The sequence below is a fragment of the Stenotrophomonas sp. STEN225 genome (assembly GCF_056756445.1).
Map to the genome: position 1 here is coordinate 18,414 of NZ_JBRRBV010000023.1, position 12,678 is coordinate 31,091.

A 12,678-nucleotide genomic window follows, 5' to 3' on the forward strand; every position below is an offset into this window, starting at 1 on the left:
CTGAAAGCCCATCGACACAGCATTCCTCCTTCTGGAGAACACCATGAAAGACCTGCTCAATCTCTTCAACCAGCAGCGCCAGACGCTGGACTTCGACGCGATCAAGATCGCGCTGGCTTCGCCGGACCTGATCCGCTCGTGGTCCTTCGGCGAAGTGAAGAAGCCGGAAACCATCAACTACCGTACCTTCAAGCCGGAACGCGACGGCCTGTTCTGCGCCGCCATCTTCGGCCCGGTCAAGGACTACGAGTGCCTGTGCGGCAAGTACAAGCGCATGAAGCACCGCGGCGTGGTCTGCGAGAAGTGCGGCACTGAAGTGACCCTGGCCAAGGTGCGCCGCGAGCGCATGGGCCACATCGACCTGGCCTCGCCGGTCGCGCACATCTGGTTCCTCAAGTCGCTGCCGTCGCGCATCGGCCTGATGCTGGACATGACCCTGCGCGACATCGAGCGCGTGCTGTACTTCGAAGCCTACGTGGTGACCGAGCCGGGCCTGACCGCCCTGGAGCGCCGCCAGCTGCTGACCGAAGAACAGTACCTGCAGGCCCGCCAGGAGCACGGTGACGACTTCGACGCCGCCATGGGCGCCGAGGCCGTGTACGAACTGCTGCGTACGATCGACCTGCAGTCGGAGATGACCCGCCTGCGCGAGGAGATCGCCGCGACCGGTTCGGAAACCAAGCTGAAGCGACTGACCAAGCGCATCAAGCTGATCGAGGCCTTCCTGGAGTCGGGCAACCGTCCGGAATGGATGGTGATGACCGTGCTGCCGGTGCTGCCGCCGGACCTGCGTCCGCTGGTGCCGCTGGACGGTGGCCGCTTCGCGACGTCCGACCTGAACGACCTGTACCGCCGCGTCATCAACCGCAACAACCGCCTGCGCCGCCTGCTCGAACTGAGCGCGCCGGACATCATCGTGCGCAATGAAAAGCGCATGCTGCAGGAATCGGTCGATGCGCTGCTGGACAACGGTCGCCGTGGCCGTGCCATCACCGGCACCAACAAGCGCCCGCTGAAGTCGCTGGCCGACATGATCAAGGGCAAGCAGGGTCGCTTCCGTCAGAACCTGCTGGGCAAGCGCGTGGACTACTCGGGCCGTTCGGTCATCGTGGTCGGTCCGTACCTGCGCCTGCACCAGTGCGGCCTGCCGAAGAAGATGGCGCTGGAGCTGTTCAAGCCGTTCGTGTTCGCCAAGCTGCAGCGTCGTGGCCTGGCCACCACCATCAAGGCCGCCAAGAAGCTGGTCGAGCGCGAAGAAGCCGAAGTCTGGGACATCCTGGAAGAGGTCATCCGCGAGCATCCGGTGATGCTGAACCGCGCGCCGACCCTGCACCGTCTGGGCATCCAGGCGTTCGAGCCGGTGCTGATCGAAGGCAAGGCCATCCAGCTGCATCCGCTGGTCTGCACCGCGTTCAACGCCGACTTCGACGGTGACCAGATGGCCGTCCACGTGCCGCTCTCGCTGGAAGCCCAGCTGGAAGCGCGTGCGCTGATGATGTCGACCAACAACATCCTGTCGCCGGCCAACGGCGAGCCGATCATCGTGCCGTCGCAGGACGTCGTGCTGGGTCTGTACTACATGACCCGCTCGCTGGAAAACAAGAAGGGCGAGGGCATGGCCTTCGCCAACATCGCCGAAGTCAAGCGCGCCTACGACAACCGCGTGGTGGAACTGCACGCCAAGGTCAAGGTCCGCATCACCGAAGTGGTGACCGACGAGGAAGGCAACAAGCAGAACAAGACCTCGATCGTGGATACCACGATCGGTCGCGCCCTGCTGGCTGAAATCCTGCCGGAAGGCCTGCCGTTCGCGCTGGCCAACACCGAGCTGACCAAGAAGAACATCTCGCGCCTGATCAACTCCAGCTACCGTCAGCTGGGTCTGAAGGACACGGTCGTGTTCGCCGACAAGCTGATGTACACCGGCTTCGCCTACGCAACCCGCGCCGGCGTGTCGATCGGTATCGACGACATGCTGATCCCGGACGAAAAGCGCGGCATCCTCACCGAGGCCGAAGCCGAAGTGCTGGAAATCCAGGAGCAGTACCAGTCGGGTCTGGTCACCGCTGGCGAGCGCTACAACAAGGTGGTCGACATCTGGTCGCGCACCAACGAGCGCATCGCCAAGGCGATGATGGACACCATCGGTACCGAGAAGGTCGTCAATGCCAAGGGTGAGACCATCGATCAGAAGTCGATGAACTCGCTGTACATCATGGCCGACTCCGGTGCACGAGGCAGCCAGGCGCAGATCCGTCAGCTGGCCGGCATGCGCGGCCTGATGGCCCGCCCGGACGGCTCGATCATCGAGACGCCCATCAAGGCGAACTTCCGCGAAGGCCTGAACGTGCAGGAGTACTTCAACTCCACCCACGGTGCCCGTAAGGGTCTGGCCGATACCGCGCTGAAGACCGCGAACTCGGGTTACCTGACCCGTCGACTGGTCGACGTGGCGCAGGACGTGGTGATCACCGAGGTGGATTGCGGTACCACCGAAGGCCTGATCATGACCCCGATCGTGGAAGGCGGTGACGTGGTCGAGCCGCTGAAGGACCGCGTGCTGGGTCGCGTGGTTGCCGAGGACGTGTTCCTGCCGGGCAACGACGAAGATCCGATCGTCACCCGCAACACCCTGCTGGACGAGCAGTGGGTCGCCAAGCTGGAAGATGCCGGCGTGCAGAGCATCAAGGTGCGTTCGACGATTTCGTGCGAATCGGCCTTCGGTGTCTGCGCTCGCTGCTACGGCCGCGATCTGGCCCGTGGTCATCTGGTCAACATCGGTGAAGCGGTCGGCGTCATCGCCGCCCAGTCCATCGGTGAGCCGGGTACCCAGCTGACCATGCGTACCTTCCACATCGGTGGTGCGGCGTCGCGAGCTGCTGCGGTCGACAACATCACCGTCAAGACCACCGGCTCGGTCAAGTTCAGCAACCTCAAGTCGGTCGAGCATGCCAACGGCTCGCTGGTGGCAGTGTCGCGCTCGGGCGAAATCTCGGTGCTCGATGCCCACGGCCGTGAGCGTGAGCGTTACAAGCTGCCGTACGGTGCGACCATCACGTCCAAGGACGGCGATGCGATCAAGGCTGGCCAGACCGTGGCCAACTGGGATCCGCATAACCACCCGATCGTGTCGGAAGTGGCCGGCTTCATCCGCTTCATCGACTTCGTCGACGGCATCACCGTCATCGAGAAGACCGACGAGCTGACCGGCCTGGCCTCGCGCGAAATCACCGATCCGAAGCGTCGTGGTACCCAGGCCAAGGACCTGCGCCCGATCGTGCGCATCGTCGACGCCAAGGGCAACGACCTGTCGATCCCGGGCACCGATCTGCCGGCGCAGTACCTGCTGCCGCCGCGCTCGATCGTCAACCTGCAGGATGGCGCCCCGGTGGGCGTGGGCGACGTCGTCGCCAAGATCCCGCAGGAAGCCTCGAAGACCCGCGACATCACCGGTGGTCTGCCGCGCGTGGCCGACCTCTTCGAAGCGCGCAAGCCGAAGGATCCGGCGGTGCTGGCCGAGCGTTCGGGCATCATCAGCTTCGGCAAGGACACCAAGGGCAAGCAGCGCCTGATCATCAAGGACACCGATGGTTCGGAGCACGAAGAGCTGATTCCGAAGTACCGCCAGGTCATCGTGTTCGAAGGCGAGCATGTCACCAAGGGTGAAACCATCGTGGACGGCGAGCCGAGCCCGCAGGACATCCTGCGCCTGCTGGGTGTCGAACCGCTGGCGGCCTACCTGGTCAAGGAAATCCAGGACGTGTACCGCCTGCAGGGCGTGAAGATCAACGACAAGCACATCGAGGTGATCACCCGCCAGATGCTGCGCAAGGTCGAGATCACCGATCAGGGCAGCAGCAAGTTCCTGAACGGCGAGCAGGTCGAACGCCAGCGCGTTATCGAGGAGAATGCCCGCCTGTCGACCCGCAACGAGCTGCCGGCGCGGTTCGATCCGGTCCTGCTGGGCATCACCAAGGCCTCGCTGGCCACCGAGTCGTTCATCTCGGCGGCGTCGTTCCAGGAGACCACCCGTGTGCTGACCGAAGCGGCCGTGCGCGGCACCTCGGACAACCTGCGTGGCCTGAAGGAAAACGTCATCGTCGGCCGTCTGATTCCGGCCGGTACCGGTCTGGCGTACCACAGCCAGCGCCGTCGTGGCGCGTCCGGCCTCACCGAGTCGGAGATGCAGACCCTGGCCGGCACCCCGGCGGCGGTCGAGGCTCCGGCAGTGGAAGCCGAGACCGAACAGGCTGCGGGCGAGGAATGAGGTGACCGGTCCGGCCGCAAGGCCGGACCCACCTTTGCGGTAACGCCCGGGGACATGCCCGGGCGGGCTTGAAGGGCAGGGCGGCGCAGGCCGTCCGACCTGGCTGTAGCGGCAGGCGGCTCCATCCGTGGAGGGCCGGTCGAACCTGAACGGGGTACATGGAGGCCCCCCAGTAACGTTCCGGGATCAGGGACGGGCTTGACAGGGCGCGTTTGACGTCGTTCCTGGCAGGTTGCTACAATCGTCTGTCTCAGCAGGCCAGAATTTTGGCCTGCTTTAACATTTCCGCATCTCTGGCCGGATTTTCCGGCCACCAATCAGAAGAACCTACTGATGGCGACGATCAACCAGCTGGTCCGCAAGCCGCGGCAAGCGACCACCTACAAGAGTGCCTCGCCGGCGCTCGACAAGTGCCCGCAGCGCCGTGGCGTCTGCACCCGTGTCTACACCACCACTCCGAAGAAGCCGAACTCGGCCCTTCGCAAGGTTGCCAAGGTCCGCCTGACCAACCAGGAAGAAGTGATTTCCTACATCGGTGGTGAAGGCCACAACCTGCAGGAGCACTCCGTGGTCCTGATCCGCGGCGGTCGCGTCAAGGACCTGCCGGGTGTGCGTTACCACACCGTTCGTGGCTCGCTCGACGCCGCCGGCGTTGCCAAGCGTCGCCAGGCCCGTTCCAAGTACGGCGCCAAGCGTCCGAAGGCCTAAGGAGAGAGCACTATGTCGCGTAAGGGTAATACTCCGCAGCGTTCCGTCCTGCCCGATCCGAAGCACGGAAGCGAAACCATCGCCCGCTTCATCAACATGGTCATGCAGAGCGGCAAGAAGTCCGTCGCCGAAAAGATCGTGTACGGCGCCATGGACGTGATCACCGAGAAGAACAGCAGCGCCAACGCCATCGAGCTGGTGCAGAAGGCGCTGGACAACGTCGCTCCGGCGGTCGAAGTCAAGTCGCGTCGCGTCGGCGGTGCCACCTACCAGGTGCCGGTCGAAGTGCGTGCCTCGCGCAAGATGGCTCTGGCCATGCGCTGGCTGATCGACTCCGCGCGCAAGCGTGGTGAGAACACCATGCCGAAGAAGCTGGCTGCTGAACTGATCGACGCCTCGGAAAACCGTGGTGGCGCCATCAAGAAGCGCGAAGAAACCCACCGCATGGCCGAAGCCAACAAGGCATTCGCCCACTACCGCTGGTGAGTTTGACGGCCTTGCAAAACAGGCAGGGCAGCACCACCTAGGTGCTGCCTCGCGGTCCCAGAAGGACTGCGCCAACCCGAAGGCCGCCGAAAGGCGGCGTTCGGCCATCCGAAATCCAAGAAATCTGAGAGGCTCCCCGTGGCCCGTTCCACTCCCATCGAGCGTTACCGTAACTTCGGCATCATGGCTCACATCGATGCCGGCAAGACCACCACGTCCGAGCGCATCCTGTTCTACACCGGCAAGAGCCACAAGATCGGTGAAGTGCATGACGGCGCCGCCACCATGGACTGGATGGAGCAGGAGCAGGAGCGTGGCATCACGATCCAGTCCGCTGCCACCACCGCGTTCTGGAAGGGCATGGACAAGTCCCTGCCGGAGCATCGCTTCAACATCATCGACACCCCCGGGCACGTCGACTTCACCATCGAAGTGGAGCGCTCGCTGCGCGTGCTCGACGGTGCGGTGTTCGTGCTGTGTGCCGTCGGTGGCGTGCAGCCGCAGTCGGAAACCGTGTGGCGTCAGGCCAACAAGTACCACGTGCCGCGCATCGCGTTCGTCAACAAGATGGACCGTACCGGTGCCAACTTCCAGAAGGTCGTCGGCCAGCTGAAGGCCAAGCTGGGCGCGGTTGCCGTGCCGATGCAGCTGCCGATCGGCGCTGAAGACAACTTCAAGGGCGTCGTCGACCTGCTGAAGATGAAGGCCATCCACTGGGATGAAGCCTCGCAGGGCATGAAGTTCGAGTACAGCGACATCCCGGCTGAACTGCAGGCGGCTGCTGAAGAAGCCCGCCAGTTCATGGTCGAGACCGCTGCCGAAGCCAGCGAAGAGCTGATGGAGAAGTACCTGGGCGGCGAAGAGCTGGCCGAGGCTGAAATCATCAACGCGCTGCGTACCCGCACCCTGGCCACCGAGATCGTGCCGATGTACTGCGGCTCGGCGTTCAAGAACAAGGGCGTGCAGGCCATGCTGGACGGCGTGATCCAGCTGCTGCCGTCGCCGGTCGATGTGCCGGACGTGAAGGGCGTGGACGTCGACGACGATACCGTCGAGATGACCCGCAAGTCGGACGACAAGGCGCCGTTCTCGTCGCTGGCCTTCAAGATCATCACCGACCCGTTCGTCGGCGCGCTGACCTTCTTCCGCGTCTACTCGGGCACGCTGAACGGTGGTGACACCGTGCTGAACTCGGTGAAGGGCAAGAAGGAGCGCATCGGCCGCATCCTGCAGATGCACTCGAACAACCGCGAGGAAATCAAGGAAGTTCTGGCGGGTGACATCGCTGCGGCCGTGGGCCTGAAGGACACCACCACCGGTGACACCCTGTGCGCCGTGGACGCCCCGATCATCCTGGAGCGCATGACGTTCCCGGAGCCGGTGATCTCGATGGCCGTCGAGCCGAAGACCAAGTCGGACCAGGAAAAGATGGGTCTGGCCCTGGGTCGTCTGGCGCAGGAAGATCCGTCGTTCCGCGTCAAGACCGACGAAGAATCCGGCCAGACCATCATCTCCGGCATGGGCGAGCTGCACCTGGACATCATCGTCGACCGCCTGAAGCGCGAGTTCAACGTTGAAGCCAACGTCGGTGCGCCGCAGGTGGCCTACCGCGAAACGATCACCCTGGCCGACGTCAAGTCGGACTACAAGCACGCCAAGCAGTCCGGTGGTAAGGGTCAGTACGGTCACGTCGTGATCGAGCTGTCGCCGATCACCGCTGAAGACCGTGCCGATCCGAAGCTGGCTCCGGCCATCAAGGACGACTTCCTGTTCATCAACGACATCACCGGCGGCGTGATCCCGAAGGAATTCATTCCGTCGGTCGAGAAGGGCCTGCGCGAAACCATCACCAGTGGCCCGCTGGCTGGCTTCCCGGTCGTGGACGTCAAGGTGAAGCTGGTGTTCGGTTCGTACCACGACGTCGACTCCTCGGAAATGGCGTTCAAGCTGGCTTCGTCGATGGCCTTCAAGCAGGGCTTCGCCAAGGCCAAGCCGGTGCTGCTGGAGCCGATCATGAAGGTCGAGATCGTGACCCCGGAGGATTACCAGGGTGACGTGATGGGCGACGTCAGCCGTCGTCGCGGCGTGCTGCAGGGTTCCGACACCACCGGTGACGGTTCGGCCAGCATCATCAACGCGATGATCCCGCTGGGTGAAATGTTCGGCTACGCCACTGCGCTGCGTTCGCAGACCCAGGGCCGCGCCACCTTCACCATGGAATTCGATCACTACGAGCCGGCTCCGACCAACATCGCCGAAGCCGTCATGAAGAAGGGCTGAGCCTCGCTCAGCCTCTCTTGAAACCACTTACGAACAATCAAGGTATATAACAATGGCAAAGGGTAAGTTCGAGCGCACCAAGCCGCACGTCAACGTCGGCACCATCGGTCACGTCGACCACGGCAAGACCACGCTGACCGCCGCGCTGACCAAGATCGGCGCCGAGCGCTTCGGTGGCGAGTTCAAGGCGTATGACGCCATCGACGCCGCACCGGAAGAAAAGGCTCGTGGTATCACGATCTCGACCGCGCACGTCGAATACGAATCCCCGACCCGTCACTACGCCCACGTTGACTGCCCGGGCCACGCTGACTACGTCAAGAACATGATCACCGGTGCTGCCCAGATGGACGGCGCGATCCTGGTGTGCTCGGCCGCTGACGGCCCGATGCCGCAGACCCGCGAGCACATCCTGCTGTCGCGTCAGGTCGGCGTGCCGTACATCGTGGTGTTCCTGAACAAGGCTGACATGGTCGACGACGCCGAGCTGCTCGAGCTGGTCGAAATGGAAGTGCGCGAACTGCTGAGCAAGTACGAGTTCCCGGGCGACGACACCCCGATCATCTCGGGTTCGGCCCGCCTGGCGCTGGAAGGCGACCAGAGCGAGATCGGCGTGCCGGCGATCCTGAAGCTGGTCGACGCGCTGGACACCTGGATTCCGGAGCCGGAGCGTGCGATCGACAAGCCGTTCCTGATGCCGGTGGAAGACGTGTTCTCGATCTCGGGCCGCGGCACCGTGGTGACCGGTCGTATCGAGCGCGGCGTGATCAAGGTTGGTGACGAAATCGAAATCGTCGGTATCCGTCCGACCCAGAAGACCACCGTGACCGGCGTGGAAATGTTCCGCAAGCTGCTGGACCAGGGCCAGGCAGGTGACAACGCCGGTCTGCTGCTGCGCGGCACCAAGCGTGACGACGTCGAGCGTGGCCAGGTTCTGGCCAAGCCGGGTTCGATCACCCCGCACACCGAGTTCGAAGGCGAAGTGTACGTGCTGTCGAAGGACGAGGGCGGCCGTCACACCCCGTTCTTCAACGGTTACCGCCCGCAGTTCTACTTCCGCACCACCGACATCACCGGCGCTGCCAAGCTGCCGGAAGGCGTGGAAATGGTGATGCCGGGTGACAACGTCAAGATGACCGTGACCCTGATCAACCCGGTCGCGATGGACGAAGGCCTGCGCTTCGCCATCCGCGAAGGTGGCCGCACCGTCGGCGCCGGCGTGGTCTCGAAGATCATCAAGTAATCTGTTAGACTCTGCGCCCCGATGTTGCCTGGGTAGGGCATCGGGGCGTATCAAAATGGGAAAGCAGGCACAGGATGTGCCTTGTGTTCCCCGGACCAGGAAGGGTCAAGGCCATTCAGGCGGCGTCAACAGGAGACTGTTGACAGCTGCCTGGCGTGCCATTATGCTTCTACGTCTGGGCAGGCTGGGAAACTGGTCTGCCTACGTTTTTGAGGTCTACGGATTGACCTTGTCGGCCTGCAGGAGTGCGGGCCGTCCGTATGCAGGAATTTCATGGGGCAAAGCAACCCAGAGGCTTTGTCTGTCGCTCTTTTAACGAAGGAACCTACCGCCATGGCGGACCAAAAGATCCGGATCCGGCTGAAAGCGTTCGATCATCGTCTGATCGACCGTTCGGCCAGCGAGATCGTTGAAACGGCAAAGCGGACCGGCGCGCAAGTGCGTGGCCCGATCCCGCTGCCGACCAAGATCGAGCGTTACACCGTTCTCGTTTCCCCGCACGTCGACAAGGACGCGCGTGACCAGTACGAGACCCGCACGCACAAGCGCGTGCTCGATATCGTTGACCCGAATGACAAGACCGTGGACGCGCTGATGAAGCTCGAACTGGCTGCCGGCGTCGACGTTCAGATCAAGCTGACCTGAGGACTACGACCATGACGAAGAAGTATTCGTTGGGCTTCGTGGGCCGCAAGGCCGGCATGAGCCGCGTGTTCACCGAAGATGGTCGTTCCATCCCGGTGACCCTGATCGAAGCCACCCCGAACCGCATCGCGCAGATCAAGACCGTCGAAACCGACGGCTACAGCGCCGTGCAGGTGACCGTCGGCGCGCGTCGCGCTGCCCTGGTCAACAAGCCGGAAGCCGGCCACTTCGCCAAGGCGAAGGTGGAAGCGGGTCGTGGCCTGTGGGAATTCCGCGTTGAAGACGCGCAGCTCGGCGATTTCGCCGTCGGCGGCGAAGTCAAGGCGGACATCTTCGAAGTCGGCCAGATCGTCGACGTCCAGGGTGTCACCAAGGGTAAGGGTTTCCAGGGCACCATCAAGCGCCACAACTTCCGTATGGGCGATGCAACCCACGGTAACTCGCTGTCGCATCGCGCGCCGGGTTCGCTGGGTCAGCGCCAGACCCCGGGTCGCGTTTTCCCGGGCAAGAAGATGTCGGGCCACATGGGCGCGGTGCAGCAGAGCACCCAGAACCTGGAAGTGGTCAAGGTCGACGTCGAGCGCGGTCTGATTGCGGTTCGCGGCGCCGTTCCTGGCGCGGCGGGTGGCGATGTGATCGTCCGTCCGGCGAGCAAGGCATAAGGAGAGATGACGATGGAACTCGTTATCACGGGTAGCAACAACAAGGTCTCGGTCTCCGACGCCGTGTTCGGTCGCGATTTCAGCGAAGATCTGGTCCACCAGGTCGTCGTTGCTTACCGCAACGCCGGTCGCGCCGGCACCAAGGCACAGAAGACTCGCTCCGAAGTGGCTGGTACCACCAAGAAGTCGAAGAAGCAGAAGGGCGGCGGCGCGCGTCATGGCGCACTGACGGCTCCGATCTTCGTCGGCGGCGGTGTCACCTTCGCGGCCAAGCCGCGCAGCTTCGAGCAGAAGGTCAATCGTAAGCAGTACCGTGCCGCCATGTGCGCGATCCTGTCCGAGCTGAACCGTCAGGGCCGTCTGACCATCGTGGAGGCCTTCGATGTCGAAGCGACCAGCACGAAGGGTCTGATCGCCAAGCTGGCCGGCCTGGAAGTGGGCAAGCGCCCGCTGATCGTCACCGAGGAAGCCTCCGAGCACCTGTACCTGTCCGCCCGCAATCTGCCGTACGTGCAGGTGCGTGACGTGCAGGGCCTGGACCCGGTGTCGCTGGTCGGTGCCGACACGGTCGTCATCACCGCTGACGCGGTCAAGAAGGTCGAGGAGTGGCTGGCATGAACAGCAACGAAAAAATCTTCAGCGTGCTGCGTGCCCCGCGTGTCTCCGAAAAGACCGCGCGCCTGCAGGAACTCTCCAACCAGTATGTCTTCGAAGTTTCGAACGAAGCCACCAAGGCCGATGTAAAGGCCGCGGTTGAGCAGCTGTTCGACGTCAAGGTCGAAGCCGTCAACGTGGTCAACGTCAAGGGCAAGAACAAGTCCTTCCGTAACCGTGCTGGCCGCCGCGGCGATTGGCGCAAGGCGTACGTTCGCCTGGCCGATGGCCAGTCGATCGATGTAACGGCCAAGGCCTGAGGTACATCCCATGCCATTGATGAAATTCAAGCCCACTTCCCCCGGCCGCCGTTCGGCCGTGCGCGTGGTTACGCCCGACCTGCACAAGGGTGCTCCGCACGCTGCGCTGGTCGAGTCGCAGAGCCGCTCGGGTGGTCGTAACCACCACGGCCGCATCACCACCCGTCACGTCGGTGGTGGCCACAAGCAGCACTACCGCATCATCGACTTCAAGCGCAACAAGCTGGGCATCCCGGCGCGCGTGGAACGCATCGAATACGATCCGAACCGCACCGCCCATATCGCCCTGCTGTGCTACGTCGACGGCGAGCGTCGCTACATCATCGCCCCGAAGGGTCTGAAGGCCGGTGATCAGGTGATCGCTGGTTCGGATGCCCCGATCAAGGCGGGCAACACCCTGCCGCTGCGCAACATCCCGGTCGGTACCACCATCCACTGCATCGAGCTGAAGCCGGGCAAGGGCGCTCAGATCGCCCGCGCTGCAGGTGCTGCCGTGCAGCTGGTCGCCCGTGAAGGCGTCTACGCCACCCTGCGTCTGCGCTCGGGTGAAATGCGTAAGGTTCCGGTCGAGTGCTGCGCCACCATCGGCGAAGTCGGCAACGACGAGCACAGCCTGGAAAAGCTGGGCAAGGCCGGTGCCAAGCGCTGGCGCGGCGTCCGCCCGACCGTTCGTGGTGCTGCCATGAACCCGGTTGACCACCCGCACGGTGGTGGTGAGGCCAAGGCCGGCCAGGGTAACCCGCATCCGGTCACCCCGTGGGGTGTCCCGACCAAGGGTTACAAGACGCGCCATAACAAGCGCACTCAGCAGTTCATCGTCCGCGATCGTAGGGGCTAATCGACCATGGCACGTTCACTCAAGAAGGGCCCGTTCGTCGATCACCACCTCGTCAAGAAGGTGGAGGCCGCTGCGGGCAGCAAGAAGCCGATCAAGACCTGGTCGCGCCGTTCGATGATCCTGCCTGACATGGTAGGCATCACCATTGCCGTGCATAACGGCAAGAACCACATCCCGGTTCTCGTCAACGAGAACATGGTCGGCCACAAGCTCGGCGAATTTGCCATCACCCGGACCTTCAAGGGTCACGGTGGTGACAAGAAGTCGGGCAAGTAAGGAGAGATGACAATGGAAGCGAAAGCCATCCTGCGCACTGCGCGCATCTCCCCGCAGAAGGCTCGCCTGGTCGCTGACCAGGTGCGCGGTCTGCCGGCCGAACGTGCGGTCAATCTGCTGAAGTTCTCGGACAAGAAGGCTGCCCACCTGATCAAGAAGGTGGTGGAGTCGGCTATTGCCAACGCCGAGAACAACCAGGGCGCCGACGTCGACGAGCTGAAGGTTCAGACCATCATGGTTGATGAAGGTCCGACCCTGAAGCGTTTCATGGCGCGGGCGAAAGGCCGCGGTACCCGCATCCTCAAGCGCACCAGCCACATCACTGTGGTTGTGGGCGCCGGCAAGTAAGCGGATAAGGA

The 12,678-nt window shown here is 63.3% G+C and carries 12 protein-coding genes; all 12 read left to right on the forward strand.

All coding sequences use genetic code 11. From position 1 onward, the window contains the following. Positions 1–43: 43 nt before the first annotated feature. The 12 genes from rpoC (at position 44) to rplV (ending at position 12,667) form a co-directional block, all read left to right on the forward strand. Positions 44–4,267 carry a DNA-directed RNA polymerase subunit beta' gene (rpoC, locus tag ACVOJ1_RS17565; RefSeq protein WP_053519956.1) on the forward strand — a complete coding sequence of 1,408 codons (4,224 nt, stop codon included), beginning with the start codon at positions 44–46 and terminating at the stop codon, positions 4,265–4,267. Positions 4,268–4,600: 333 nt separating this feature from the next. Then, a complete protein-coding gene (gene rpsL / locus ACVOJ1_RS17570) occupies positions 4,601–4,975 on the forward strand; it encodes a 30S ribosomal protein S12 (protein ID WP_004145320.1) in 375 nt (124 codons plus the stop codon). 12 nt (positions 4,976–4,987) lie between these two features. Further along, on the forward strand, positions 4,988–5,461 hold the full coding sequence (gene rpsG / locus ACVOJ1_RS17575) for a 30S ribosomal protein S7 (RefSeq protein WP_053519957.1): 474 nt from the start codon (positions 4,988–4,990) through the stop codon (positions 5,459–5,461). A 138-nt stretch (positions 5,462–5,599) separates the two neighbouring features. Continuing rightward, entirely contained in the window at positions 5,600–7,741 is a 2,142-nt protein-coding gene (gene fusA / locus ACVOJ1_RS17580; protein ID WP_049470847.1) for an elongation factor G, read from the forward strand. A 52-nt stretch (positions 7,742–7,793) separates the two neighbouring features. Continuing rightward, positions 7,794–8,984 (forward strand): elongation factor Tu, encoded by a 1,191-nt coding sequence (gene tuf, locus ACVOJ1_RS17585; protein ID WP_065176003.1) that lies wholly within the window; start codon positions 7,794–7,796, stop codon positions 8,982–8,984. 333 nt (positions 8,985–9,317) lie between these two features. After that, on the forward strand, positions 9,318–9,629 hold the full coding sequence (rpsJ, locus tag ACVOJ1_RS17590) for a 30S ribosomal protein S10 (protein WP_005408208.1): 312 nt from the start codon (positions 9,318–9,320) through the stop codon (positions 9,627–9,629). Between the two features lie 11 nt (positions 9,630–9,640). Beyond that, on the forward strand, positions 9,641–10,291 hold the full coding sequence (gene rplC, locus ACVOJ1_RS17595; RefSeq protein ID WP_004145336.1) for a 50S ribosomal protein L3: 651 nt from the start codon (positions 9,641–9,643) through the stop codon (positions 10,289–10,291). Between the two features lie 12 nt (positions 10,292–10,303). Continuing rightward, positions 10,304–10,909: a 50S ribosomal protein L4 gene (gene rplD, locus ACVOJ1_RS17600; RefSeq protein WP_053519740.1), complete on the forward strand. Its 606-nt coding sequence runs from the start codon at positions 10,304–10,306 to the stop codon at positions 10,907–10,909. Next, the gene (rplW, locus tag ACVOJ1_RS17605) at positions 10,906–11,205 is read left to right on the forward strand and encodes a 50S ribosomal protein L23 (protein ID WP_004145338.1); all 300 of its coding nucleotides are present in this window, start codon (positions 10,906–10,908) and stop codon (positions 11,203–11,205) included. The genes rplD and rplW overlap by 4 nt, the downstream gene beginning before the upstream one ends. A 10-nt stretch (positions 11,206–11,215) precedes the next feature. Continuing rightward, positions 11,216–12,043, forward strand: coding sequence for a 50S ribosomal protein L2 (gene rplB / locus ACVOJ1_RS17610; protein WP_065182869.1), 828 nt, complete (start codon positions 11,216–11,218; stop codon positions 12,041–12,043). 6 nt (positions 12,044–12,049) lie between these two features. Next, positions 12,050–12,319, forward strand: coding sequence for a 30S ribosomal protein S19 (gene rpsS, locus ACVOJ1_RS17615; RefSeq protein ID WP_005415413.1), 270 nt, complete (start codon positions 12,050–12,052; stop codon positions 12,317–12,319). A 12-nt stretch (positions 12,320–12,331) separates the two neighbouring features. Continuing rightward, the gene (rplV, locus tag ACVOJ1_RS17620; protein WP_080375339.1) at positions 12,332–12,667 is read left to right on the forward strand and encodes a 50S ribosomal protein L22; all 336 of its coding nucleotides are present in this window, start codon (positions 12,332–12,334) and stop codon (positions 12,665–12,667) included. Positions 12,668–12,678 lie beyond the last annotated feature (11 nt).

Excerpts from the sequence above, each read along its gene's own strand:
- rpoC (WP_053519956.1), top strand. The coding sequence starts at position 44 with ATGAAAGACCTGCTCAATCTCTTCAACCAGCAGCGCCAGACGCTGGAC.
- rpsL (WP_004145320.1), top strand. The coding sequence starts at position 4,601 with ATGGCGACGATCAACCAGCTGGTCCGCAAGCCGCGGCAAGCGACCACC.
- rpsG (WP_053519957.1), top strand. The coding sequence starts at position 4,988 with ATGTCGCGTAAGGGTAATACTCCGCAGCGTTCCGTCCTGCCCGATCCG.
- tuf (WP_065176003.1), top strand. The coding sequence starts at position 7,794 with ATGGCAAAGGGTAAGTTCGAGCGCACCAAGCCGCACGTCAACGTCGGC.
- rpsJ (WP_005408208.1), top strand. The coding sequence starts at position 9,318 with ATGGCGGACCAAAAGATCCGGATCCGGCTGAAAGCGTTCGATCATCGT.
- rplC (WP_004145336.1), top strand. The coding sequence starts at position 9,641 with ATGACGAAGAAGTATTCGTTGGGCTTCGTGGGCCGCAAGGCCGGCATG.
- rplD (WP_053519740.1), top strand. The coding sequence starts at position 10,304 with ATGGAACTCGTTATCACGGGTAGCAACAACAAGGTCTCGGTCTCCGAC.
- rplW (WP_004145338.1), top strand. The coding sequence starts at position 10,906 with ATGAACAGCAACGAAAAAATCTTCAGCGTGCTGCGTGCCCCGCGTGTC.
- rplB (WP_065182869.1), top strand. The coding sequence starts at position 11,216 with ATGCCATTGATGAAATTCAAGCCCACTTCCCCCGGCCGCCGTTCGGCC.
- rpsS (WP_005415413.1), top strand. The coding sequence starts at position 12,050 with ATGGCACGTTCACTCAAGAAGGGCCCGTTCGTCGATCACCACCTCGTC.
- rplV (WP_080375339.1), top strand. The coding sequence starts at position 12,332 with ATGGAAGCGAAAGCCATCCTGCGCACTGCGCGCATCTCCCCGCAGAAG.